Here is a 25,505-nt window from a genome sequence, read left to right as displayed (position 1 = left end):
TGAGTAGAGTCATCTTGCTATCCACCATTAATTTTCAAATTTTGGGTCTATAAACTTACATTCTTTGATAAGAACCCTGAACAGGTGAATGTTTAAATAACATTTTGATTAACGACTTCCCGTGGCAACAACAATTTCATCAGTATTTACAAGTTCATGATGTGATACTTTGAATCCTTTATTTTTCTTGCCATCGACCGAAATACTTTTAATATATCCATCTTGTCCCAAACGCTCACGTCGAATCACTAACTTATCCTTTCCATGGTGGTATTTCGCATCCAGATGGATAGTCACTTTATCGAATACAGGAGTTACAATAGTATATTCAGGTCTACCTGGACAAAGTGGGTAAATACCAATCATATTCATAGATGCCCATGTCGACATTGTTCCGGTATCATCATTTCCTGGTATACCTCCTGGTGCATTTGTAAAGTGTTTATTTAAAATCTCTGTAACCAGTTTTTGGGTCCGCCATTCTTCACCCTCTATTTCTGAAAAAATATGTGGATAAAGCATATCCGGCTCATTGGTTACATCAAAATATCCCTTATCAAAGGTCTCCTGAAGTTTCTCAACAAATTTACGTTTACCACCCATCAATTTCATCAATCCCGGAATATCATGCGGAATTGCAAACGAATAGTTCCATGCATTACCCTCATGGAATCCATGATTAGGTTCAAAATTCGCTCCCTGCAATGGGTCAAAAGGTGTTAAAAAAGTGCCATCAGGAAGTATAGGTCGAAAAGTGCCATATTCCTTGGAATAATAATGTTTATACCCTTTAGCACGTTCAGTAAACAATTTAGCATCCTCCTTTTTGTCTAGCGAAGCGGCAAACTGAGCAAGGTTCCAATCTGCAAGATAATATTCGATAGCATGTGAAACTGAATTATCGAATGGCTCACGCAAGGGTACATAGCCGTATTTTACATAGTCGGCATTATCGGGTCGTATCTTGTTTGCACTATCTACGCGTGTTGCAGACTTATAAAAAGCTTCGTATGCCGCTTCATGATCATAATCGCGAATACCTTTCATCCATGCATCTACAATAACAGGAATAGCTGGATCACCATCCATAGTATACGATTCACGTCCATACAATTCCCATTTGGGCATCCAACCGCTTTCCTTATAGATATCAATCATAGAGCGAATCATCTCGGTCTGCCTATCAGGAAACAACAGGCTCATCAATGGTTGAACATTACGATAAGTATCCCACAACGAGAAGACAGTATAGCGATTGCCATCTGTATGACGAGTTTCTCTACTCTCCATTGCTGGATATTGACCATTCACATCTTGTAGAATATTCGGATGAATTAAAGCATGGTACAATGCGGTATAAAACACCGTTTTTTGATCTTCACTTCCTCCCTCAACTTCTATCTTCGATAAGTCTTCATTCCATCTCTTATGAGCAGCTACTCTAATTTGGTCAAAACCACCTTGTGGTTGTTCGTGTTCCAGATTCTGGCGTGCATTTTCAATACTTACAAAGGAAACACCTACTTGAACTTCAATCTGCTCATTTTCTGCTGTTTCAAAACTAAGATATGCACCAATATCATCACCTGACATTTCATTTTGGTAAGCAGTGAAGAGCTTGTATTTCCCTGCATCTTTATTCCATTCATTTTCCCACGGAGCACCTTGTCTTTGGAATTTCCAATATCCTTTTTGAATTGGTTTTTTGCTCAAGCGCATTACAAAATATAGTGGATATACCGCTTGATTATTGACATAACAAAATGACCCCAATAGTTTAGAGCCTTCTATCTCTCTATCATTAACAAAACGCATGGTTGCCCCCGTCTCGTTGGTCAGACCTTCACCTAAGTTTAACAATATATGACTCTTCCCCTTTGGAAAAGTGAATCTAGAAATACCTGTTCTCTGCGTTGCTGTGGCTTCTGTTTTTACATGATACTTATCCAGTTGATTCGTGTAATATCCAGCTGAAGCATTTTCATTCGAATAAGTACTTCCATATTTTTTGTAATCCACCTGCAGCTCTCCAGTGGTAGGCATGAGCAAGAGACTGCCCATATCGGGGCACCCTACTCCGCTGAGATTGACGTGCGAAAATCCTGTAAAAAATTTGTTGTTATATTCATAGGGTGTTGACCACCATCCTGCATCTTTATCGGACTTATTAAGAGAAGACCCCATAACATTGAACGGAGATACATTCATTAATCCTTGAGGGACCTGAGCTCCCGGATTTGTAGTGCCGTAATTAGTAGTGCCAATAAATGGATTGACGTAATCAACAGGTTTCTTTTGTCCCATAGAAAGTTGAACAAGTCCAAGAAGTACCATACTAACAATAAACCGTCGCCATTTCCAGAGCATACTAAATTTATAAAGAGCACGAGCAGTACTAACAGCACGCGCTAATTTAAGAGTCAATTTAAAGTCTTTCAAATTTTTTAAAGTATTTATATTCATTGATTTATATTAAAAATTATCTTTTGACTGCATATCCATATGATGGAGCTGTAAATAACCCAATCCAGCATAATCAACACCACTCATTTCTACATGACACATATTTTAAATTTTTCTATTCTTCTAATAAACCGGTCTGATGAACTAAAGAAACAGTCGTTACCTAATAATTAGATGCAACATCTATTTTAATAACTGAGGGTTGCAAAAAATCAGTAATATTAACAGCACAATTTTCCATAAAATAAACCCTAGAAAAAAACATACGTCTGAACAGCAATAACGTAGGTCCTATAAATATAAAGTTGCGAAAATACTAACCATCAAACCGCGTCAAATTGGAAAGGTGTCGAGATTTTTAAGTGCAATAATACACATAATTGCAAAATACTGCAACATTCAATATTCTCAAAATTATATTACTCTAAAAGTATCACAGACCTGCTTCTTCTTATATTTAACGATTACTGGATTTTCAAATCCTCCCAATAGACAACTATTAAAAAGCCATATATCATTTATCACAGTAACATTCTGATTATAAAAATCAAAAAAATACCACATTTTAACTCTATATTAAAATTCTGGTCTGTAAATTGATTGGTTTACAGTATGGGAAGATTTTTAAAAATAATATTTACACTCGCAATAATAGGTCTAATCGGTTGGTTTTTATGGCCAAAATTTGATTTCAATACAAAACAAGTGACCTCTCACCAGCTTTTAATTGAACGTATTGAAGCAATGGGAAAATTGGAATTAGTCAAATATAGATTTAGTGATGTTGTCGAACATAAAAATATCAGCCAATTTCTTCCAGAAGCGAGTGTATTATTAATCATTAAAGCTGACGCCGTAGGATGTGTCGACTTAACTAAAGTTAAACAGGAGGATATCCAGGTTTTTGGAGATTCTGTTTCCATGCGACTACCGCAACCTGAGATTTGTTACATTAAAATTGACCACAATTCTTCGCGTGTATATGATACCAAGATGGCATTCTTTCGAGAGGCAAACCTTGTGGATGAAGCTTACAAAAATGCAGAAAAACAAATCGCAATTGAAGTTCGAAAATCTGACATTCTTCAACAAACACGTTCTAATGCATTAAGTGTTTTCACACCTCTTCTCAAAGGTCTAGGCTATAATAAGATTAGTCTATCTTTTGAATAAACTGATCCAAACCAAATACCATTGCACATGTAAGTTGACGTAGTATGTGGCTTGTTACGATAGTCAATCCAACTATAACATACTATCGCAATAAGTTCATATATTTCAACTCGTTCTTACTAACCACAGTGCCCTTAAAAAATAATCCCTCATTGTTCAGGCCAGAGCTTATTACAATTCTTCAGATGAATTGGAAGTATTCAATCTCTTTCTTTTATCTACACTTAGTTTTTGCCCTAGAATACCTAAAACTGACGAGCTAGTAGATAATATAAAACCTGACAAGTCCATTTCTCCAATGGAATATAGAAAAGTAGAAATGACTGCTAGTAGTATAAACATTACAATAAGGATGTATGAAAATCTATTCATATAAATGACTTTAAAAATAAGTACTTAAATATAAGAATCTACATAACAAATAGGCAAGATTTCTTTTCAAATCATCTGGGAAAATTGGAAAATTATACATCTTATGAAGTCTATTTTCCAAATTCAGATACCTTAAATTAAATCAAAATGAATACTCGAAAAAACAATTGTTATATTATAACAGGAGGTCCGGGTGCTGGTAAAACAACCTTACTACGCGCTTTAAGAAAAAGGGGCTATAAAACTATTCCAGAAGATGCTCGCAAGATTATAAAACAACAGATCCTATCAAATGGTAAAGGACTTCCTTGGGGAAATAAAGTCCTTTATGCCAAACTGATGCTTGAGGCATCACTAGAGAGCTTCAAAATCGGTCATGATGAAAACGCTATTACCTTTTTTGATCGTGGAATATTAGATACCATCTGCTATATGCGGATAATCAAACTAGGCGTCACATCTGAAATAGAACAAATACCAACAACACATTTATATAATAAAAAGGTTTTTATTCTCCCCCCATGGTTGGCTATCTATGAAACTGACGAAGAAAGAAAACAGTCATGGCAAGAAGCATTCGAAACCTATGAAAAGATAAAAAAAACCTACTGCGATTATGGCTATGAAGTAATCGATGTTCCCATAGGAACAGTTGAAGAAAGAGTGCATTTTATGTTAAAAAACATAGATCCCACAAATAAAATTAACTAGGTAACGCCTTCATTAATAATCATATTCAACACCTTAGCCTTGAATATGATTATTAATGGACTGATTTTCCCTCTAAATGCTGCACAGAAGGAATAAAGAACAATATAATTCCAGTCATTGCAACCACGACACCACCAAACACAAAAAGCTTCTCTACACCGATATCATCAGCAATATACCCTGCAAACAACAGTCCAATCATAGCAGGAAGTTTGCTTATGCTACCAAATAAGGCAAAACACGACCTAAATATGCCGGAGGAAACTGTGTTTGAATTAACACGGTGAATGGACCTGTAAAGAGTGGAACTGCAAAGCCTTGCACAATGGTCAAAATAGCATAAGCTGTGAAGTATCCGGAAGGCAATGCACCACATATGGCTAACACAACGCCGAGTCCAGAAAAACCAAGGATAATTAAGCTCACTTTTCTTATTTTTGGATTCCAAAGACTTAAAATAACACCTCCAACCAGTAAACCAATCCCATAAAAACCCTCGATTAAGCTCACTTGATATGCCGTCCCTTTAAAGTATTGTAATGTCATCAATGGCATAACTGCCACAATTGGCATTACAAAGAAATTGACAATCACTTCTGACAGGTCATACCTCTATTTTGAAGGATTGCAGCAGCCCCATCGGTCATATCTTGTAACATGGTCTTTGCAGATCTCCTTTCCTTTGGTATGCTGGGAATTGAAACGAATAACAACGAAAAACTGGCAATAAAAGCCCCTATAACATCCAATATCATCACGATGCTCATACCAAAGGTTAATAAACATATTGCGCCTAGCATCGGTCCGCAAATGATAGATATAGATTGGATTATTTCATTCACTCCAGCAATACGGACAAGTGCAGATTTAGGTGCCAATATAGGTATCGCAGATTTCATAACAGGTGCATGAAATGCACTTCCCACAGATCTAAGCATCAGTAAAATATAAATAGACCACAACTCTACGATATCTAAGTAAAAGAATAATGCTATTGCAGCAGAACAGAGGGCGACAAATAAATCAGCTCCTCTCATGGTCCATTTACGATTCCACCTATCAATAAATACTCCAGCAAATGGTCCCAAAATAATCTGTGGCAACAATCCTGCAATAGCGGCGTATGCAAGTGCTTCAGCCGAGCCGGTTTCCATCCCTATCCACAAGACCATAGCGAATTGAGCAATCGAACTGCTCAATATAGAAAATAACTGTCCTGTCCAAATAATGCCAAATTTATTTTTCCAGTTACTCTTTTCAACTATAGTTTCCATCAATTCTATAGTAATATTGCTTACGAGCTTGAAGTCCTATAACCATTTCATGAGGCGTATAGGTTCTTTTTTCCATATGTGATAAAAGCTGGTAGACAAGTGTTGAAGAAACTCCATATTTAGCACACAAAATCGAAATGAGTAATTCCATGAATTAAAGTTATGAATATATTCGCAAGCTCATGTATTTTGTATCAGATTCTCCTCAGCATCATTTGATATTATTATTTACATCAGTTTGGAAAAACTTGGCGATGAATAGCTCCACATATACAGGAATCAAATAAGTCGTATTTATATAATTTAACACAACAAAGTTGGTAATTATTAACCACTTATATAAATTAACACTTGACATTGCCATAAATTTTCCCTAGCTTAGCCATTATGATGAAAATACCTTAATATAATTATATTAGGTCATTTCTTTGGCACAACTACATTGATGTTGTGCATCTTTTTGGCTATTGCCATCTATTTTAGAGATTATTAATCTCTTCATTTTGCATACTCAATATGAGTATGGTCTAGAATTTAAAAATTCGATTTCAAAGACGAATTATAGCGCTCACCTATTTGGGATGGGCATACATGTTAATTATATTATATGACAAATTTTAAAGTTGGAATTATTGGTGCTGGACCGAGTGGTCTAGCTATGCTACGAGCATTTGAATCGGAACAGAAAAAAGGTAATCCCATCCCAGAAATTAAATGCTACGAAAAACAAGACAATTGGGGTGGAATGTGGAACTTTACTTGGCGCACGGGTGTCGGTAAATATGGAGAGCCACTTCACGGAAGTATGTACAAATACTTGTGGTCAAATGGACCTAAGGAATGTCTTGAATTCGCAGATTATACATTTACAGAACATTTTGGTCAAAAAATATCCTCTTACCCTCCTCGTGAGGTACTTTTTGACTACATACAAGGCCGCATTAACCAAAGTAATGCAAGAGATTTTATTCAGTTCAATACGGTCGCACGTTGGGTTGATTACATCGAAGAAAAACAACAATTTAGAGTAGTTTTTGATAATTTAGAAAAGAATGAAACTTTTGAAGAATTCTTTGATTATCTAATTGTTGGTACGGGCCATTTCTCTACTCCAAATCATCCATATTTCAAAGGAATTGAAAATTTCCCAGGAGCTGTAATGCATGCTCATGATTTCCGTGGAGCGGATCAATTTAAAGATCAAAGATTGCTATTAATTGGAAGCAGCTATTCCGCAGAAGATATTGGTGTACAATGTTATAAACATGGTAGTAAATCAGTTACTATAGCATATAGAACAAATGCAATCGGATGTAATTGGCCTGAAGGCATAAAGGAAAAAGCAAAACTATCACACTTTGAAGATAGTGTGGCTTACTTTGAAGATGGAACTTCAGAAGAATTTGATGCTGTTATCTTGTGTACTGGTTATCAACATAAATTCCCTTTTTTACCTGATAATTTACGTTTAAAAACAAGTAACTGCTTATACCCTGACGACTTGTACAAAGGCGTAATCTTCAATCACAATGAACGCTTATTGTTTTTGGGTATGCAAGACCAATATTACACGTTCAACATGTTTGATACGCAAGCTTGGTTCGCAAGAGATTATATCTTAGGAAGGATCCCAGTGCCTGCTAAAGAAGAACGCTTACTCGATATAAAAAAATGGATGGATGATGAAGCTCTTACTAAAACCGGAGAAGATCATGTTGATTTCCAAACCAACTACATCAAAGATTTGATGAGCTATACCGATTATCCGAGTTTTAATCTTGATAAAATAGCTGGCATGTTCAAAAGCTGGTTAAAGGATAAAGAAAATAATATCTTAAATTATCGTGATCAAATCTATACGTCTGTTATGGATGGTACGAAAGCGGAAACGCACCACACCGCTTGGATGGATGAGTTAGATGATAGTCTAGAAAAATATTTAGACGAGACAGCTGAAAAAGAGCTGTAATTAACATTTTTATTTTTTCTCATAGATGATGTATATTTCTGATTAATCATATATGTCTCTATATCAAAACGGGGAAGCTTAGGCTTCCCCTCATATATTATTAACGACCAAGGAAACCTACCCCTAGAATGTTTTAAGAAGAGACTAACAAACTCTCGTATCTATCCAAAAATTTTCACGCTCTTGCAAAATAGACTCTGGCGCTATACGATTTAAGATATAAGTCTGCTCAGCCTGCAAAAGCTCCTTTCTATCTTGCTCATCTTCCACAAACAACATCCTGAGTATCGCATCATTCTCAATCACTTGAATATCCGATTCTACTACTTTTGTATCATTAGAAACAAACCACTCTTTCGCTTCTTCCTGATTAAAAAACTTCAAATACATTAAACACGAATCAAACTCTCCAAGCTCCTTCGCTGCTTTATCAGGATAAAAGCTCCGTATATATTCTTCATAAAGTTCACGCCTATTATTACGTAGTGCAAAATTTCTAATAATCAGTCGATGTGGATTACACTCTATACTAAATTTGTGAGGATTTTCTAAAAATCCGTAATGCTTATTGTATCGTGCAATACGTGCATTCAAACTTTTTTTACTATTATCCATAAAAAACTCCTTCATTACTTGTATATGTATAACAATCAAATGCTTAATAGTGTTTAATTAATATGCATTCGTGTTATTTACGGACTGAGGGCTAGATTATAAATTATTAGAATAGTGGAAGGATAATAGAAAAACAACATGTATTAGGACAATTTTTACCAATTTCCCTTATCTAAATACAACTTTTATCAATGAAAAACACTAAATTTATTTATAATAATATTATAAATAAATTTTCTAAAATGTAAATTTATGAATCCTGTTTTAAAGAATCTGCTAGCAATAGTGATTGGTATCATCATAGGCAGTATAATTAATATGAGTATTATCATGTTAAGTGGGGTTATCATTCCCGCTCCGCTTGGAGCCGATATCACCACTACCGAAGGATTAAAAGCCTCCATGCACCTGTTCCAACCAAAACATTTTATTTTCCCTTTCTTAGCACATGCCCTTGGAACTCTATTCGGAGCAGGTATCACAGCCTTTATAGTTGAAAAGAACAAACTTAATTATGCCCTAATAATTGGTCTACTTTTCTTGGCAGGTGGTATAGCAAGTGTCTTTATGTTACCGTCGCCAACATGGTATACAATAATAGATATAGTTGCAGCTTATCTACCTATGGCCTATCTAGGAGCGATAGTGGCAAAAAAAATTAAAAATAAAACACCATTGTAACCTAGTAACAGTTAAGACTAAAGTAAATCGAGTCGATTAAAATGACAACTAATAATGATATACACTCATCTATTATATCCTACTCTACCGACATTTCAAATAATGTAAAAGAATTATTTTGATAATGTGCTGGCATATCAATTGCTTCTTGGATAACAATTGTCTTTACAATGCTAAACCCACAATGTTCATAATACCGATTCAATCGTTCATTACCTGCAGTGGTATCCATCCGGATATATTTCTTACCCTCTCTCCTTGCTAAACTCTTAACAAAACTAACAATTTTGATTACAAAATGTTGACCTCTAAAGTCTGGATTAGTAGCTATACGATGGATATAAATCGCCGGTTGTTCATTCTTTTCTTGCCAAAGTAGCGGGTCTGATGTCGCCAATAGGAAGACGCATGCAACTTGACCTCCTACAAGAATCTTATACTGCTGTTCGGCTTTGATTTCCTGAAGTACAGCATCATCTTCAAAACCTATCCAATTAACATTTCCCAATGCGTGTTGAAACGCAATAGCTTGACGATATAACTTCATATGCGTAGACAAATCCGAAACACTACTCTTCTGTATAATCATAATGGAAATAGCATTTTTTTTCACTAAACTATAAATATAATGAATCTAATACAAGAAAGAACTATCTCAAGTTCTTTCTGTCATATTATAATTTTATCTTTGAGGTATGACTATTGAGGAACTAAAAGACTATTTTGATACTGCTTCATTACCTAGTGAAATACAGATTACTGTTGATATGCACATTTTCGATTTACCGAAATTTCTTCAGGCTAATTTAGCTGCCCTTGAGCGATGGAATAGAGAACTGGAAAAATGTCCATCATATTTACGTTTGATGAATCTAAAAGAAGCGATTGAAAAACAGTAATACAACATCAGTTCAATTAATCAAAAAGGACTGATGTTATTGTTGCAATAAGCTATGTTGCGTTGCTGTAAAAATATTTCTAAAGACAATATTCATCTCTTGATCACGCTGTGCTGCACCTATACCACAAATAGGAAATAGTTCGACCGTGTTTTTTTTAATGACGGATACAAAATCTCGACTTTCCTGTGCAATTTTTTGAAACATCATGGTATTATCGATTCCACTTTCCTGATTTTCCCAAGATCGCTCCGTTAATCCCTGAATCAGATTCCTACGCTTATTAAAGTCTTGCTGAAATAAATCTAGTTGCTTAAATCTATCTTTCCCCTTTTCTTGCAACCAGACTTGGTCTTGGGATTTAATAATAAAATATTTTTCAACTAAATCCAGAAATCGTTTATACATGCCAATAAAATTACTAAGCAATGTTAATTCTGCAAATGGAATAAAAGGATACTGATATAATAAATCGGGCCATGTGCTTTCCGATTCTTTTATAACGAAACTACGTGAATCTCCTACAAAATGATTCTCAACGGAAAAACTATGGCTTGCGGTACATTCTAGCCCAAAGGTGTCCCAATCGTAATGAATCAAAACATCATCACGGTCAAAAAAGAAAGAATATATTAAGGGTTGTCCACTTTCATCAAGCACAGGGATCCCTTTCTCAGTTATTATGCAGTTGGCGGTAAAATGCGTCAAATGAGGAGCTCCTGTCGCATATTTCCAATGGCCCTTAATTCGATATCCAGCTTCCTCCTTTTCAGCATAGCCAGATGCTCGGCCACTACCGCCCAAGCATACCGCAGGATTTTGAAAGATTTCTTCGCCTGTTTTCGGATCAATAAACCCTACGAATAGATTAGCTCCCGAGCACAAAGTTATAGTCCAGGCCAAACCGCCATCATGATATGCAATCTCCTCTAAAAACTGCATACCTTCAGACAGAGATAAGCCCAAACCTCCAAGAGATTTTGGAACCCAAATCTTAAACCATTTTCCAGAAATTGCCAATTCCAACTGTTCCGAAGTCATCGTTTTAGCAACTATTGCATGCGCTTGTTGGTCTTTTATAAGATTAATTTGAGCTTGATTGATTACCATATATAATTTCACGTTTTAGAATTCTTTTCCAGTTAAAATAGCCGAAGAAAGCCATAATAAATAAAAATAATGTTAGAGCTGCGAATAGCAACAAATCTTTATGATAGAGTAAGGGTATTGCCATGAGATTGCTGATGTTCAACAAAATCCAATTTTCTATTTTCCGCTTTGCCAATAACCACATGCCTGCCCATGCTGTACAAGAAACCAGGGCATCCCATAGCGGAACATCGGAGTCCGTAGCATGCAATAAGCCAAAGTAAAAGATATTAAAACCTATGATACAAATAAACAAAACAATCACCCAATCCTTTTTTGTTGAAGTGGTTATTACATGTTGTTCTTTACTTTTTTGTTGCCAGTATATCCAACCATATATACTCATCAACAAATAATACATATTTAAGGCAATTTCACCATAAAGTTTTGCGAAATACAAAACATAAATAGATATTAAGATGCCAAAAATACCAAAAAGGTAGTTAATGGGTTTATTAGACTTAGCGAACCACACTTGCAAAATTCCAAAGCCCACAGCAAACCATTCTGCTAATGATGTCGCTTTAATCTGTTGAAAAAAATCATTTAAAATTTGATCTGACTGCATTCAAAATATGTGTAAAATAAAATAATACACACTTTAGGAGTGGCTAGAAATGCAAGGTTATTGAAATTAAAATCCCTACGCCAGCATTATCTGGATCAGGTATATAACAACAATTGCTCAGTATGATGAGCAATTGTTGTTATTGGGTATAATCTCAGCCTGCGACAGTAAATAGTACTGCAAGCACCCCATAAGTATGGTTAATAGAAATTAATCTTTAAAATTTTCAAGTTTCAATGCGAGATGCGTACGCTTTCTAGTAGCCTCACACAATTCAACATTATCATTCAAAGACTGTCCATGTGATGGAATCATTTCGCGTAATTTCTTACGATATTCATCCGCTTTAGCACGTTCAGGGAAACATCTTTTTAACAGTTTAATCATGATAGCAACTGAAGTAGATGCACCAGGAGAGGCTCCCAACAATGCAGCAATAGAACCATCAGCAGAAGAAACGACCTCAGTACCAAACTCAAGGACTCCACCATGTTCAGCATCTTTTTTGATGACTTGAACACGTTGACCTGCGACCTCAATTTTCCAGTCTTCTAATTTTGCTGTAGGCATAAATTGCTTCAATGCATCCAATTTGTCTTTAGGACTCTTCATCACCTCAGAAATTAAATATTTCGTCAAATCCATATTGTCCCGTCCCACGGATAACATAGGTTTAATATTTGACAATTTAATCGATGCAGGTAAATCAAAGTAAGAACCTTGCTTCAAGAATTTCGTCGAAAAACCAGCATAAGGTCCAAATAATAAAGCTTGCTTGCCATCAATATAACGCGTATCGAGATGTGGAACAGACATAGGAGGTGCACCTATAGATGCTTTACCATATACTTTTGCATGATGATTCTTGATAACATCTTCATTGACACAACGTAACCATTGTCCGCCAACAGGAAATCCACCATAACCTTTAGATTCTGGAATACCCGATTTTTCTAACAACAATAGTGAGTGTCCACCGGCACCAATGAATACAAATTTAGCATTGATCGTCCTTTTTTCTCCTGTTTTTAAATCTTTTACTTCTAATTCCCACGTGCCATTATCGTTTCTTTCAATGTCACGTACCTCTTGAGTAAGATGAAGAGTAATATTTTCCTTAGCATCCAAATGTTCAACCAAATCTCGGGTTAATGAACCAAAGTTTACATCTGTTCCCAATATCATCTTCGTCGCAGCTATTTTATCATCTACTGGACGTCCTTTCATCATCAATGGAATCCATTCGTTTAGAACAGCTTTATCTTCTGTATACTCCATGCCTTTAAACAAGTTATTCTTGGATAAAGCATCATATCTTTTACGTAAAAAGTCAATATCTTTCTCCCCAAAAACAGCACTCATGTGCGGTACGGAGCGAATAAAGTCTTCAGGTTTTTTAATAACACCCTGATCAACCAAATAAGTCCAAAATTGTTTGGAAACTTCAAATTGTTCAGCAATACTGATTGCTTTATCAATTTTTACAGAACCATCCGCTTGTTGTGGGGTATAATTCAACTCACATAATGCAGAGTGACCAGTTCCTGCATTATTCCATGCATCTGAACTCTCTGCTGCAACAACATCCAAGCGCTCTAAAATCTCTATTTTAATATCTGGACTCAACTCATTAATAAGTGTGCCCAAAGTTGCGCTCATGATACCTGCGCCAATTAAAACGACGTCAACCTCTTTGGTATTTTTTGTTCTTTTACTCATGTCTTCGTGATTGATGCAAATTTAATATAGATTTTTATATAAACGCAATCCTTTTGTCAAAAAACTGTACTTTTTAAAACCACTTATTCAAATTTACCGTACTATTATTAAGAATTCCCTAACTTAATTTTTTTCATTAATTTCAAATATTGACGTTCTTCAAGGATTAAACCTCCTTTAATACTAATTTTTCAAATTTTAATTTTGAAATCACGTAATTAAATTGTTATTAGGGTTGCGATTGTAGTATAGTTTTAACATTTTTGCAAGTACCTTTATTACATATAATACATAAGAATGAAATTACTTGAAGGAAAAACTGCTCTTATCACAGGAGCGTCAAAAGGAATAGGAAGAAAAATTGCTGAAGTATTTGCTCAAAACGGTGCAAAAGTAGCATTCACATATTTATCATCTGTGGAAAAAGGCCAAGCTTTAGAGCAAGAACTTCAGGCTTTCGGAACTACTGTAAAAGGTTACCGTTCGGATGCATCAAAATTTGCTGATGCTGAAAAATTAATCAATGATATCGTTACTGATTTTGGAACGATTGATATTGTCGTTAATAATGCTGGTATTACGAAAGACGGCTTATTGATGCGTATGACAGAAGAGAACTGGGACGATGTCATCAATGTTAATTTAAAATCTGTGTTCAATGTTACTAAGGCGGCCTCTAAAATCATGATGAAAAACCGCAAAGGTTCTTTTATCAATATGAGTTCTGTAGTTGGTGTACAAGGAAATGCAGGACAAGCTAATTATGCAGCATCTAAAGCTGGTATCATTGGTTTTTCTAAATCAGTAGCTAAAGAGTTAGGTTCTCGAAATATCAGATCCAATGTGGTAGCACCAGGATTTATCCGCACAGAGATGACCGATGTATTAGACCCTAAAGTTGTAGCAGGTTGGGAAGCAGGTATCCCTCTGAAACGTGCCGGAGAAGCAGAAGATGTGGCCAATGTGTGTCTATTCCTTGCTTCAGATTTATCTGCTTATGTAACAGGACAAGTCTTACCGGTTGATGGTGGTATGTTGTAATACAAACTGAAATTATAAATATATAAAAAGGTTCTTAGCCATCGCTCAAGAACCTTTTTTATCTTATAGAAGCTTACCACCTATATATCGTTTAAAAATAGTGCTTATCTACTTATTAAAAGTAATCTTAATGATAAAGCATTCATGATCGACGATTCACAGAGCCCAAAAACGAATATATTTGAGTTTTTCTCAACGTAATTATATTGTTAAAGAAAGCAAATTTACATAAGTTTGCATTGAAATATTTATAATATGAATTGGGAACGGGTATTTACTATTCAAAATGACACTGAATTTAATGAAATTTGCTTAGACACTTTTCATTTTCAAATGAACAATGTGCCTATCTATAGAAAATATGTGCAATATTTGAATAGGAAAATTGATACCATAGACCATTATACTAAAATCCCTTTTCTTCCCATCGAGTTTTTTAAAACACAGAAAATTCTTGCGCAGAATCTAAGTTCAGAGATAATATTTACGAGCTCAGGAACTACTGGAATGGTGACAAGCAATCATTTTGTAGCACAAAAGGAAGTTTATGAGAACAGTTTTCGTCGAGCTTTTGAACAATTCTATGGTAAAATAGAAAATATTGCCATTCTGGCACTTCTACCCTCCTATTTAGAACGAACAGGCTCCTCTTTAATCTATATGATCAATGATTTAATGGAGCAAAGTAAACAACCCGAAAGCAACTATTTTTTGTATAATCATGAAGAGCTCTACCAAACGCTTCTTCAATTAAAAGCAAAGGGTACAAAAACGATTTTATTCGGAGTCACCTTTGCCCTGCTTGATTTTATTGAGAAATACGCATTGACCTTTCCTGAGTTAATCATTATGGAGACAGGCGGTATGAAAGGAAAGCGCAAAGAAATGATTCGTGAAGAAGTCCATGAGCTGCTCTGTAACAGTTTTCAGGTGCCCGGTATACATTCCGAATACGGAATGACCGAATTACTATCACAAGGCTACTCCTATAGCGATGGTATATTTAAACACCCAAGCTGGATGAAAATTTTAATCAGAGAAACGAATGATCCCTTAACACTTGCAGCAAACAAAAAAACCGGCGCTATCAATGTCATTGATTTAGCAAACCGGTATTCATGCTCTTTCATTGCAACTCAAGATCTGGGAAAAATCTATGAGGACGGATCTTTTGAAGTCTTAGGTCGTTTTGATCAAAGCGATATAAGAGGTTGCAATCTGCTTGTACAATAGATATTAATTTAAACTAGGATCTTGAAAAGTATTTCCGGCACGTATATCACCCGAATCATAGCCCTTTTTAAACCATGCACGGCGTTGTGCAGATGTACCATGTGTAAATGAATCAGGTACTGCATAACCCTGAGCCTGTTCTTGTAATTTATCGTCCCCAACAGCTTCAGCTGCCGCCATACCATCTAAGATATCGTTATAATCAATTTCTATATCAGACATTTTATTGACATGATGGGCCCATACTCCTGCATAATAATCGGCTTGTAATTCAGTCATCACCGATAATTTATTATTTTCAACTTCGCTCAATTTACCACGCATGGCATTTGTCTTTGGGAGTAACCCAACAAGTTGCTGCACATGGTGTCCAACCTCATGTGCAATTACATAAGCTAATGCAAATTCTCCCTTAGCACCGAATTTTGTTGTCAATTCTTGATTAAATGTTAAATCTAAATAGATTTTATGATCTCCCGGACAGTAAAATGGTCCATATGACGCTTTACCAATTCCACATCCGTCTGTTTCTGTACCTCCATCATAAAACACCAACTTTGTTGGTTCATAATTTTTTCCTAATTGTTCCTTAAAAAGATTGCTCCATACAGACTCGGTACTTCCCAGAACAATTCTCGAAAAATCTGTTAATTTAGCTTCCTCTTCACTGATTTCCCTTGGCTGTCCCACCTGTTTCCGTACCCGTCATGTTTTGCGCTTGCTGCAGCAATTGTGAAGGGTCGCCTCCCATTAAGAAACCAATGATTAATACAATTACTCCCCCAATTCCTCCCAAAGTTAGCTTCTGTCCACCGGACATTCCCCTTCTATCCTCAAAGTTGTCACTCTTTCTACCTCCTTGCCATTTCATATTTCAATAATTTAAGTTACATTTCTGTTAATTATAAAATAAGATACTAATTTTATAATTCACATTAACGCAAAATACATTCCAAATATTTTTCATTTTCTACTTGGGGGTTTATTTATCTAGAGTTATAAATATTCATTATGTTTGTACCTTATCGTTTGCAACTTATCCAAAATTTAGATGAAATTAGAAAATCAACTATTCGAAAGAGCGGGAAATAAATGTGAATTGAGTCAAGCAACTGACGATTTAACCTTATACACATTACCCCCAGATTTACAAGCTAATGCAGAAAACACCATTGTAGTATGTCAAACATGTGCCGATCAACTAAATAAATCGACACAATTAGATGCTGACTACTGGAAATTCTTACCTGATACCATGTGGTCTGAAATACCTGCTGTACAAGTAGCGGCATGGCGTATGTTGAATCGATTGAAAAACGAAGGCTGGGCTTCAGATGCGCTAGATATTTTATATCTAGACGATGCGACATTGGAGTGGGCAAAACAAACAGGTGATCATGAAAATGATGGCTATGTGGAATTTCACCTCGATAGTATAGGTCAACAGTTGTTGGATGGGGATTCTGTAGTACTTACAAAAACTTTAGATGTAAAAGGATCTTCAATTCGTGCAACATTAGGTACCGTCGTTAAAAACATCCGACTTGTTTTTGATAACACGGAACAAATTGAAGGTAAGATAGATGGCCAGACTATCGTCATATTGACAAAATATTTAAGAAAACAAAATTAAAAAGAAAGGCTACAACTCTGTTGTAGCCTTTCTTTTATTTCTGCTTCGGATAATCCCGCATATGAGCAAATTCATAGTTAGGATGTGACTTCAAACTGTCAATTAAATCGCTCAGCATCTGCTGTCCCTTTCTAGTCTGAAACATATCATCATGCATCAATAAAACGACATTATTTTTAGAAAATGAAGTACCATTACGCAACCTATTATTGATTTGGCGGTATATAAAGCTAACGGACTCCTTAGGAATACCAGATGGCTTACCCTTTTTCCACTCACAATCCCATCCCATTGTTCGATAGCCATTTTGATAGAGCATATCGGCAGTGCTAGAACCACTTTCCATATCAATACGTTTACGATCCGCAAAATACCAAATATTACGACCTGGTAAGCGAACGATTTTATGCTGTAGATTTAACTCCTTTTCATTCTTATCAAAATCCTCGAATGAAGACTCCGCATTGCTATAGAACTCTGTAAATTTATTGTGAGCATGTGTAAAACTATGATTATAACAATCAACCAATGGATTATTTATATAACGTTCATAGTATTTATGTAGGCCTTTGCTCATCCGATCATGCTTACCGATTAAAAAAGTATTAATTTTCACATTCTTGGCTGTTGCAATTGAATCAATAAATTGACTTCCATTTAATGGACCATCATCAAATGTAAGATAAATATATCGTGGAGAAACCGAATCCGTCAATAACTTAGACGTATCAACTGCATGATGCAACACCGTCTTTTTGTTCTTAACAGCTATAGAGTCGTCAATTATTTTTTGTTCTACCTTATCCGCTCCCAACTTATCTATAACCGCTGTATTAACAACGGTATCATTTTGTATTGAACCTGATTTTCCTTTAGCACCTTCATTGCAAGATTGTAATGCAAAAGATGATATTGATAATAACCCGAGGATCAACCCCAGATTGAATGCTTTCTTCATGTTATAATTCACTATTAGCCCCACCCTAAAGCCACTGAATAATAGTATTCGTTATCCAATAGCATTGATGGTGTAAAAGTAAGATTAAATTTTTCAGAAATCCAATTTTACGAAAGCTTTTTGCGTCAAAAACAAAAACATTTTTTATCAGATTAGTTATGCAAAACTATTTCACCTTATTAAAAACTTCCAGACCTTCCTTTAAATACATTAAATAAGTATTCGCATCATAGTCTGCGCCTTTAGGTTTAATTAAAACTTGACGGTCAGATGGATTCATTAATACATAAAAAGGCTGTGAATTTGACTCAAACTGATTTGCTTGTAAATAACTCCATTTACTTCCAATCATTTTCAACAATTTCCCATCGCTTGTTACTTGTTGATCTTCGATCGCGAGTTCAGTACGATCATCGACATAAAGTTGAATGATAACCACATCGTTAGTTAAAAAAGAACGAACATGTTGATCGGTCCAAACATTAGCTTCCATTTTTCGACAGTTCACACAAGCGTGTCCCGTGAAATCAATCATCACCATCTTATTTTGGGTTTTCGCATATGCCATGCCTTCCTCATAATCAAAAAATACATTCAAACCCAATGGAGCATGAAATAAATCAGCATATTTACGACTAGAAACATCCTCTTTATGCGAAACATCACCTGCATAAACTGGGTTTAAATCAAAATCTTGCGTACTTTGCGGAGGCAAAAATGCAGAAATTGATTTCAGTGGTGCCCCCCATAGTCCTGGAACCATATATACAGTAAATGATAGCACAACAATTGCAAAGAAAGTTCTTAACACAGATAAGTGAGTCAGATTGCTATCATGTGCAAACTTGATTTTACCCAGTAAATAGAGCCCCATTAATCCAAAAATAACAATCCATAAAGCCAAGAATACTTCACGATCAAACCAATTCCAGTGGTAGGCTAAATCTACATTAGAAAGAAATTTCAAAGCAAACGCAAGTTCTAAGAATCCCAATACTACTTTCACGCTATTCAACCAACCTCCAGATTTTGGCATTGCTTTCATTGCGCTTGGAAACAAAGCAAATAACGCAAATGGTATAGCTAAAGCTAAAGAAAATCCAAACATTCCGACGGCAGGGCCTAATAGCGCTCCATTAGTAGCCGCTTGCACCAACAAAGTACCAATGATGGGACCTGTGCAGGAAAATGACACCAACGCTAAAGTTGCTGCCATGAAAAATATACCAGCCCATCCCCCCTTATCTGATTTTTCATCCATTTTATTCACCCATGAACTTGGAAGGCTGATTTCAAAAGCACCTAAAAATGATGCTCCAAAAGCAAGCAACATTAAAAAGAAGAAAAAGTTAAAAAGTCCATTTGTTGACAAGGCATTGAGGGCATCTGAACCGAAAATCATCGTTACGGCCAATCCTAATACAACATAAATAACAATAATGGAAACTCCATAAAACAAAGCACTAATAAAAGACTTTGATCTATTTTTATTCCCTTTAGTAAAAAAACTTACCGTAAGGGGTAGCATTGGAAAGATACAGGGCATCAATAGAGCAGCAAAACCACCTATAAGTCCACCCAAAAATATACCGAAAAGCGAATCATTCACTTTACTTTCTTTTGATTCAGCAATGGTCTTAATGGGCATAATATGCACGGACGAATCAACCGCAATGGCCGCTATCTGATTCTCATCAATACTTCCGTCCACAAACTCCAACTCATCTAATTTCAATAACGTGTCAGCTTCCTGTGATTGCGCAAAAGAAGGAAATAGAAAAGCTACTGAAAGCAATAATTTTACAATTAATCTTTTCATAAACAATACTTAAATAATGCCGAGTGGCAAAATGATAATTGGTTCGAAAACTGGCCGCAATAGGATATTCTCATTGCGACCAGTTTATCCTTAATTACAAACCAATCACTTAATATATAATTCAGTGAAAACTAAAATTTACACTGTTTCAGCTTTAAAAAGTGATTGTTCTAACCTACTGATCGGTTGGAATCCTGTGAATATAAGATCCGTAGAGATATATCCATCAACAATAGCTTGTTCTTTCACTAGATCTGTACTTAAATATTTTTTATTATCATCACACAATAACGTCACAACAACAGCTTCCTCACCTAATTGTTGCTTCAATTTAATAGCACCAATCACATTGGCTCCAGAAGAAATCCCTACAGCTAGCCCGAGCTCTTTGGCTAGTTTTTGAGCCATTATAATAGAATCGCCGTCTGATGCAGCAATAATTTCATCCAATTCATCCAATTTCACAATAGCAGGAATAAACTCATCCGATATCCCTTGAATACGATGTGAACCAATTTTATGTCCTGTTGACATCGTTGGGCTTTCTGCAGGTTTCTAAAGGATGAACCTTTACATTCGGGTTCAGGCTACGTAAATGGCGACCTACGCCCATCACTGTGCCACCTGTCCCTACACCAGCTACAAATGCATCCGCAACTAACCCCTTAGAGGCTAACTGCAAACCAATCTCACGACCTGTTGTCAATTCATGTGCTTCTGCATTAAAATCATTTTCAAATTGTCTTGGCAAAAACACACCTCCTTTTTCAGCTAACTCCTCACTCAGTTTGATACTACCTAAGAAGCCTCCCTCCTCTTTACTGACCAGTTGAATATCAGCACCCATACTTTTAATAATATCGATACGCTCTTTACTCAACCAATTAGGCATGATAATTTTCACTTGGTGTCCCAAAGCTTTACCAATCGCAGAAAATGAAATTCCAGTATTACCACTAGTAGCTTCTACAATCATATCTTCAGGTTGAATTTGACAATTCATATAGGCTTTGTACATAATATACAATGCCATGCGATCCTTAATACTTCCTGTCAAATTATAGTTTTCACATTTTACATATATTTTACCTGCTTTGCCCTTATACGTATATTGTAACTCCAACATTGGTGTATTTCCAACTAAACACCATAAATGTTTAAATCTATTATCAAGCTCAGGAGACAAACATTTACTAAACATCAATTCGTTATTCATGACATATTATTTTAAAATATCAGGTGACACATAAAACCCAATATCATCGGCAAAATTGCTTTAAAACAAAATAATATTCAACACAAACAAGATAAATCAATAAATTTTATGGTAATAATGATATATTTAAAAAATATTACAGAAACAAGGATAACATTTTATTGATATCCATAAAAAACACAATATGCAGCTCGATGAAATAGATATCAAACTACTCAGGATACTTCAACATGATGCTACGCTAAGCAATAAGGAACTAGCATTTAGGCTCCATAAATCAATCGCAGCAATACACGAAAGGGTCAAGAAACTTAAGCAACAAGGTTATATTAAGAAAACAGTAGCCATTCTCGACCGTCAAAAAATAAATATGGGTCTGATATCCTTTTCTCAGGTATTCTTAAAAGCCCATACAGCAGAGGTATTGAATGAGTTTGAAAAAGAAGTGGCAAAATTCCCTGAAGTAATGGAATGTTACCAAATGGCTGGATCTTATGATTTTATGCTTAGAATAGCGACTAGAGACATGCAGGCTTATCACGAATTTTTAAGATATCGTTTAGCCGTATTGCCACATGTCAACACCGTGCAAACTTATTTTGTTTTATCAGAAACCAAAAGCGAAACGGCCTACCCCATATAAATAGTGTATAATAAAAAAAGAGGAAACCTTTGTTTCCTCTTTTTTTATTATACATACATAGCCTAAACTTTATCGTCTACCGTGGCCCTCGCCTCTATCCGAGCGACGGTCATGGTCTTTCTTACCATTTCTCTTTTCAGATTTTCTATTTTCAGACCGCCCCCTTCTATGATCATTACGCTTTTCTATACGATGATCATCGTAACGATTGTTGTTTCGTGGGTGATCATGCCCTCTATGGTCTCTCAAATTGACTTGATTTCTGCGATGTGCATAATGTCCGTATTCTCTTCTATAGCGGTCATGATGTCTCCAAGGATCTCTGTCGTTTACGACCACTTTATAAGTGTTGTAAAAATTAAAATTCCGATATCTCCCTGGTAAATTCCTACTCGTTATCCATCTTCTACCCTGATAATGTGTATACCTGCGATTGACAACATCATAATACACATTAATTTCAGGAATGTAATAATAACGGGCATAATCATATCCCACTGGCCCCCATGTGGGTTGATTACCGATATTGATACTCACATTAACTTGTGCTTCTGCAGGTTTTACAAAAAACAAACCGCCGACTAAAACCGTTAAGTAAACTAATTTTTTCATTCCTGCTCCTCCCTAAAATTTATATTTTCAAATTATTTATAGGTATGACTATACTTTATAATAGAAGATTAATGCAAGGTTGTTAATATTTGTTAAAACCGATAAAAAACACTAGAAATGAACAGAATAAAAATATTTAATTAGGTTACGGTTTAGAAAAATCATGCGTTATAAATTTTATCACCTAAAAAACTCGGAATCATTTTTTACATTTGCTAAACATTAAAATCTTGGTGCATTGACAAAATATACGAATAAATGTTATTGTGGCAATAGTCTCCCATATGAGGAATGCTGCCAACGAATTCATCTTAACCAACAGAAAGCACTTTCTTCAGAGCAATTAATGCGAGCAAGATATAGTGCATTCGTCGTTCAAAATATTGACTTTCTATACAATAGCTTTCATCCGACAACACGTAACTTTCAAGATAAAAAAGAAATTGAAATGTGGGCCAAAGAATCCAAATGGATGCAGCTGCATATCCTAACAAGTACCACCTCAGTTGTGGAATTTGAAGCACATTACCTAGATGCACAGCTCAATTTACAGATTCACCATGAGAGATCCAATTTCAAACAAATTAAGGGAGTTTGGTATTATGTTGATGGAGATCTGATTGCATAAAAAAAGGATCCTATAACGCAATAGGATCCTTTTTTATGCAATCAGAATACAATCTAACTGTTCAATTCAGTTTGTTGTTCATTTTCATCCCTAAATGGGGCCTCTTCGTCAAATTCACCTTCCCATTTGGCAACTACAACAGTCGCTAAACAATTTCCTATTACATTGACAGAAGTGCGCGCCATATCCATTAATTCATCAATACCCAAAATAGCAGCAATCACAAATGTTGGTAAACCGAACTGATCTGCCGTAGCAATTAAAATGATCAATGAAGCACGAGGCACTGCTGCAACACCCTTAGAAGTAATCATCAAAGTAAAAGCAATCATCAATTGCTCCCCAAATGTCATATGTATACCAGCTGCTTGTGCTACGAAAATAGCTGCCAATGACAGATACAAGGATGTACCATCCAAATTGAAACTATATCCCGTTGGGATAACAAAAGATACAATTTTACGGGGAACTCCAAATTTTTCCATGGCAGACATTGCCTTTGGTAAAGCAGCATCAGAAACTTGTTGTAGCAAAAGCGATTGAAACGGGTTCTTTAATAGCGTTAATAAACTTTAACACTGGAATTTTCAAATACAGTGCGACTGGTAATAACACCAATAATAAAAAGCCAATTAATGCTAAATATAAAGTTGCCAATAACATAAAAAGATTTTTCAAAATATCCACTCCAAGATGCCCTACGGTGAAAGCCATAGCTGCGCCCACACCAATCGGAGCAAAATACATGATCAGGTTAGTAAACTTAAACATGGTTTCTGAAAGACTCTCCGTAAAATCGACCAAAGGTTTTCTTTTCTTTTCATCGACCATCGCTAGTCCAATCCCAAAAATAACTGAAAACACCACAATCTGCAAAACTTGATTATCATATACTGCTTTTACTATATTTTCTGGAAATAAATCTCTAAAAAATGCCGTAAATTTATATACAGGATGAACATGATCTGGCAAAGATGCTAATACGTCTGCATCATTATTGGCATGCGTAGTAGGTAACTCTTCATGAGGCATATGCGCAACATCGACACCCACTCCCGCTTGTGTGAGATTGATTGCACCAAGCCCAATGAAAATGGCACAAGTTGTAGCACAGAAGAAATACAACATAGATTTCCATGCCATGCGGCCTACTTGTTTCAAATCAGAATGCCCTGCTATACCATACACCAAAGTCGCAAATAAAATAGGACCCACAATAGTTTTCACTAACTTAATAAACCCTTTACTTAAAGGTTGTAGTGAAATGGCAATATTTGGAAAATCCAACCCCACAAAAATACCCAAAATCATACACGTCAGGATCCAAGTTGTTAGATTTTTCCTCACAAAAGCGTTCAATATCAACACAGTAGCGACAAACCATCTTACTGCCATTAAAAATGATGGAGAAAAATCGACCCAACTAAATTCGTAACATATTGCTATAATTGCTGCAATTGTGACCGAAACAAGGGTAACTAGCCCCATTTTTGATTTATACATCGGCAAACTATTAAAAAAGTTAAAATACAAAAATAAAAAAATACTAGGCTTTCACAAATATAAATATGGCGGGAAACAATAACAACAAATTTTATGCTTCTATAAAGACATAAAAAAAGGTAGAATATTTTATTATTCTACCTTTTTCAAAATTTTATTTTAAAAGCTACGCTTTTATTCAGCATGTAGCCAAGCTTTTTTTGCTAATAACTCTTCTTCAGACTCACGAACTTCTTCGTCATCCACACAACAGTCTACCGGACAAACTGCCGCACATTGGGGTTCATCATGAAAACCCACACACTCTGTGCACTTGTCTGAAACAATATAATATACTTCATCTGATATTGCAGCCTGAGAATCTTCAGCATCCAACGTCACACCATCACCAAAATCAATAACACCTTCTAATGCAGTTCCATCAGAGAATTTCCAGCTCACGCCAGCGTCATATATTGCATTATTTGGGCACTCCGGTTCACAAGCACCACAGTTAATACACTCGTCTGTAATTTTAATCGCCATTTATAACCTCAAAATTATGATAAAAAACTATTTTTGTACTATCATATATACAATCAAATCATTTTACACGTTTTAAATAGTAGTAATTTGGTTTTGCTGAT

At 35.6% G+C, this 25,505-nt stretch carries 27 protein-coding genes and 1 pseudogene; 10 read left to right on the top strand and 18 right to left on the bottom strand.

Going from position 1 to position 25,505, the window contains the following annotated elements:
* Positions 1-108: 108 nt before the first annotated feature.
* Complete coding sequence (locus ACFX5U_RS06795; RefSeq protein ID WP_280569023.1) at positions 109-2,463, bottom strand: GH92 family glycosyl hydrolase; 2,355 nt, start codon at positions 2,461-2,463, stop codon at positions 109-111.
* A gap of 612 nt (positions 2,464-3,075) precedes the next feature.
* Between ACFX5U_RS06795 and ACFX5U_RS06790 the strand changes: the two genes are divergently transcribed.
* The gene (locus ACFX5U_RS06790) at positions 3,076-3,636 is read left to right on the top strand and encodes a DUF4230 domain-containing protein (RefSeq protein WP_038697308.1); all 561 of its coding nucleotides are present in this window, start codon (positions 3,076-3,078) and stop codon (positions 3,634-3,636) included.
* Between the two features lie 519 nt (positions 3,637-4,155).
* A complete protein-coding gene (locus ACFX5U_RS06785; RefSeq protein WP_280569029.1) occupies positions 4,156-4,719 on the top strand; it encodes an AAA family ATPase in 564 nt (187 codons plus the stop codon).
* A 52-nt stretch (positions 4,720-4,771) separates the two neighbouring features.
* Here the strand turns inward: ACFX5U_RS06785 and ACFX5U_RS06780 are convergent, their stop codons facing one another.
* Genes ACFX5U_RS06780 through ACFX5U_RS06770 form a run of 3 tightly spaced genes read right to left on the bottom strand, consistent with a single transcriptional unit; the run spans position 4,772 to position 5,993 of the window.
* Positions 4,772-4,921: a hypothetical protein gene (locus ACFX5U_RS06780; RefSeq protein ID WP_280569032.1), complete on the bottom strand. Its 150-nt coding sequence runs from the start codon at positions 4,919-4,921 to the stop codon at positions 4,772-4,774.
* Between the two features lie 14 nt (positions 4,922-4,935).
* Positions 4,936-5,292 carry a hypothetical protein gene (locus ACFX5U_RS06775; protein WP_280569035.1) on the bottom strand — a complete coding sequence of 119 codons (357 nt, stop codon included), beginning with the start codon at positions 5,290-5,292 and terminating at the stop codon, positions 4,936-4,938.
* Positions 5,293-5,309: 17 nt separating this feature from the next.
* Positions 5,310-5,993 (bottom strand): MFS transporter, encoded by a 684-nt coding sequence (locus ACFX5U_RS06770; RefSeq protein ID WP_280569036.1) that lies wholly within the window; start codon positions 5,991-5,993, stop codon positions 5,310-5,312.
* Positions 5,994-6,600: 607 nt separating this feature from the next.
* Here ACFX5U_RS06770 and ACFX5U_RS06765 point away from each other — a divergent pair.
* The gene (locus ACFX5U_RS06765) at positions 6,601-7,962 is read left to right on the top strand and encodes an NAD(P)/FAD-dependent oxidoreductase (RefSeq protein ID WP_280569039.1); all 1,362 of its coding nucleotides are present in this window, start codon (positions 6,601-6,603) and stop codon (positions 7,960-7,962) included.
* 144 nt (positions 7,963-8,106) lie between these two features.
* Here ACFX5U_RS06765 and ACFX5U_RS06760 read toward each other — a convergent pair whose 3' ends face one another.
* The gene (locus tag ACFX5U_RS06760; protein WP_038697300.1) at positions 8,107-8,592 is read right to left on the bottom strand and encodes a hypothetical protein; all 486 of its coding nucleotides are present in this window, start codon (positions 8,590-8,592) and stop codon (positions 8,107-8,109) included.
* Between the two features lie 237 nt (positions 8,593-8,829).
* Here ACFX5U_RS06760 and ACFX5U_RS06755 point away from each other — a divergent pair, with 237 nt between their 5' ends.
* Positions 8,830-9,258, top strand: a complete 429-nt coding sequence (locus ACFX5U_RS06755) for a hypothetical protein (RefSeq protein ID WP_280569043.1) — start codon at positions 8,830-8,832, stop codon at positions 9,256-9,258.
* Positions 9,259-9,337: 79 nt separating this feature from the next.
* On the opposite strand, the gene ACFX5U_RS06750 is transcribed toward ACFX5U_RS06755, so the two are convergent.
* Positions 9,338-9,847, bottom strand: coding sequence for a GNAT family N-acetyltransferase (locus ACFX5U_RS06750; protein WP_400262837.1), 510 nt, complete (start codon positions 9,845-9,847; stop codon positions 9,338-9,340).
* Between the two features lie 106 nt (positions 9,848-9,953).
* Between ACFX5U_RS06750 and ACFX5U_RS06745 the strand changes: the two genes are divergently transcribed.
* Entirely contained in the window at positions 9,954-10,157 is a 204-nt protein-coding gene (locus ACFX5U_RS06745; RefSeq protein ID WP_280569049.1) for a DUF6965 family protein, read from the top strand.
* A gap of 36 nt (positions 10,158-10,193) precedes the next feature.
* On the opposite strand, the gene ACFX5U_RS06740 is transcribed toward ACFX5U_RS06745, so the two are convergent.
* The 3 genes from ACFX5U_RS06740 to ACFX5U_RS06730 all read right to left on the bottom strand — a co-directional run bounded on the left by ACFX5U_RS06740 (position 10,194) and on the right by ACFX5U_RS06730 (position 13,593).
* A complete protein-coding gene (locus tag ACFX5U_RS06740; RefSeq protein ID WP_400262836.1) occupies positions 10,194-11,267 on the bottom strand; it encodes an acyl-CoA dehydrogenase in 1,074 nt (357 codons plus the stop codon).
* Complete coding sequence (gene pnuC, locus ACFX5U_RS06735) at positions 11,242-11,874, bottom strand: nicotinamide riboside transporter PnuC (protein ID WP_280569054.1); 633 nt, start codon at positions 11,872-11,874, stop codon at positions 11,242-11,244. The genes ACFX5U_RS06740 and pnuC overlap by 26 nt, the downstream gene beginning before the upstream one ends.
* A gap of 210 nt (positions 11,875-12,084) precedes the next feature.
* Positions 12,085-13,593 carry a malate:quinone oxidoreductase gene (locus ACFX5U_RS06730; protein ID WP_038697290.1) on the bottom strand — a complete coding sequence of 503 codons (1,509 nt, stop codon included), beginning with the start codon at positions 13,591-13,593 and terminating at the stop codon, positions 12,085-12,087.
* A 297-nt stretch (positions 13,594-13,890) separates the two neighbouring features.
* Between ACFX5U_RS06730 and fabG the strand changes: the two genes are divergently transcribed.
* Together fabG and ACFX5U_RS06720 are read left to right on the top strand one after the other, a co-directional pair.
* Positions 13,891-14,634 (top strand): 3-oxoacyl-[acyl-carrier-protein] reductase, encoded by a 744-nt coding sequence (fabG, locus tag ACFX5U_RS06725; RefSeq protein WP_038697288.1) that lies wholly within the window; start codon positions 13,891-13,893, stop codon positions 14,632-14,634.
* Between the two features lie 255 nt (positions 14,635-14,889).
* Positions 14,890-15,867 carry an acyl transferase gene (locus tag ACFX5U_RS06720; protein ID WP_280569063.1) on the top strand — a complete coding sequence of 326 codons (978 nt, stop codon included), beginning with the start codon at positions 14,890-14,892 and terminating at the stop codon, positions 15,865-15,867.
* 3 nt (positions 15,868-15,870) lie between these two features.
* Here ACFX5U_RS06720 and ACFX5U_RS06715 read toward each other — a convergent pair whose 3' ends face one another.
* Both ACFX5U_RS06715 and ACFX5U_RS06710 read right to left on the bottom strand, forming a co-directional pair.
* Positions 15,871-16,557, bottom strand: a complete 687-nt coding sequence (locus ACFX5U_RS06715) for a neutral zinc metallopeptidase (RefSeq protein ID WP_400262835.1) — start codon at positions 16,555-16,557, stop codon at positions 15,871-15,873.
* A complete protein-coding gene (locus ACFX5U_RS06710) occupies positions 16,532-16,738 on the bottom strand; it encodes a neutral zinc metallopeptidase (RefSeq protein ID WP_400262834.1) in 207 nt (68 codons plus the stop codon). The genes ACFX5U_RS06715 and ACFX5U_RS06710 overlap by 26 nt, the downstream gene beginning before the upstream one ends.
* Positions 16,739-16,918: 180 nt before the next feature.
* On the opposite strand from ACFX5U_RS06710, the gene ACFX5U_RS06705 reads away from it, so the two are divergent.
* Entirely contained in the window at positions 16,919-17,500 is a 582-nt protein-coding gene (locus ACFX5U_RS06705; RefSeq protein ID WP_280569069.1) for an alkylphosphonate utilization protein, read from the top strand.
* Positions 17,501-17,534: 34 nt separating this feature from the next.
* Here ACFX5U_RS06705 and ACFX5U_RS06700 read toward each other — a convergent pair whose 3' ends face one another.
* The 3 genes and pseudogenes from ACFX5U_RS06700 to ACFX5U_RS06690 form a co-directional block, all read right to left on the bottom strand.
* Positions 17,535-18,458, bottom strand: a complete 924-nt coding sequence (locus ACFX5U_RS06700) for a polysaccharide deacetylase family protein (RefSeq protein ID WP_280569072.1) — start codon at positions 18,456-18,458, stop codon at positions 17,535-17,537.
* 166 nt (positions 18,459-18,624) lie between these two features.
* Positions 18,625-20,277 (bottom strand): protein-disulfide reductase DsbD, encoded by a 1,653-nt coding sequence (locus ACFX5U_RS06695; RefSeq protein ID WP_280569074.1) that lies wholly within the window; start codon positions 20,275-20,277, stop codon positions 18,625-18,627.
* 138 nt (positions 20,278-20,415) lie between these two features.
* Positions 20,416-21,493, bottom strand: a pseudogene (locus tag ACFX5U_RS06690) (PLP-dependent cysteine synthase family protein).
* Positions 21,494-21,677: 184 nt separating this feature from the next.
* Here ACFX5U_RS06690 and ACFX5U_RS06685 point away from each other — a divergent pair.
* On the top strand, positions 21,678-22,136 hold the full coding sequence (locus tag ACFX5U_RS06685) for an Lrp/AsnC family transcriptional regulator (RefSeq protein ID WP_038697274.1): 459 nt from the start codon (positions 21,678-21,680) through the stop codon (positions 22,134-22,136).
* 69 nt (positions 22,137-22,205) lie between these two features.
* Here the strand turns inward: ACFX5U_RS06685 and ACFX5U_RS06680 are convergent, their stop codons facing one another.
* Entirely contained in the window at positions 22,206-22,748 is a 543-nt protein-coding gene (locus ACFX5U_RS06680) for a hypothetical protein (RefSeq protein ID WP_280569081.1), read from the bottom strand.
* A 238-nt stretch (positions 22,749-22,986) separates the two neighbouring features.
* Between ACFX5U_RS06680 and ACFX5U_RS06675 the strand changes: the two genes are divergently transcribed.
* Positions 22,987-23,376, top strand: a complete 390-nt coding sequence (locus tag ACFX5U_RS06675; protein WP_400262833.1) for a YchJ family protein — start codon at positions 22,987-22,989, stop codon at positions 23,374-23,376.
* A 53-nt stretch (positions 23,377-23,429) separates the two neighbouring features.
* Here the strand turns inward: ACFX5U_RS06675 and ACFX5U_RS06670 are convergent, their stop codons facing one another.
* The 3 genes from ACFX5U_RS06670 to ACFX5U_RS06660 form a co-directional block, all read right to left on the bottom strand.
* Positions 23,430-23,909 carry a dicarboxylate/amino acid:cation symporter gene (locus tag ACFX5U_RS06670; protein WP_400262832.1) on the bottom strand — a complete coding sequence of 160 codons (480 nt, stop codon included), beginning with the start codon at positions 23,907-23,909 and terminating at the stop codon, positions 23,430-23,432.
* Positions 23,890-24,879: a dicarboxylate/amino acid:cation symporter gene (locus ACFX5U_RS06665; protein ID WP_400262831.1), complete on the bottom strand. Its 990-nt coding sequence runs from the start codon at positions 24,877-24,879 to the stop codon at positions 23,890-23,892. Before ACFX5U_RS06665 ends, ACFX5U_RS06670 begins: the two co-directional genes overlap by 20 nt.
* A 174-nt stretch (positions 24,880-25,053) precedes the next feature.
* The gene (locus ACFX5U_RS06660) at positions 25,054-25,404 is read right to left on the bottom strand and encodes a 4Fe-4S dicluster domain-containing protein (RefSeq protein ID WP_280569089.1); all 351 of its coding nucleotides are present in this window, start codon (positions 25,402-25,404) and stop codon (positions 25,054-25,056) included.
* Positions 25,405-25,505: the final 101 nt, after the last annotated feature.

It is taken from the genome of Sphingobacterium sp. SG20118, from assembly GCF_044740685.1.
Classification (GTDB): Bacteria; Bacteroidota; Bacteroidia; order Sphingobacteriales; family Sphingobacteriaceae; genus Sphingobacterium.
This window is presented reverse-complemented; position numbering and strand designations above follow the sequence as displayed.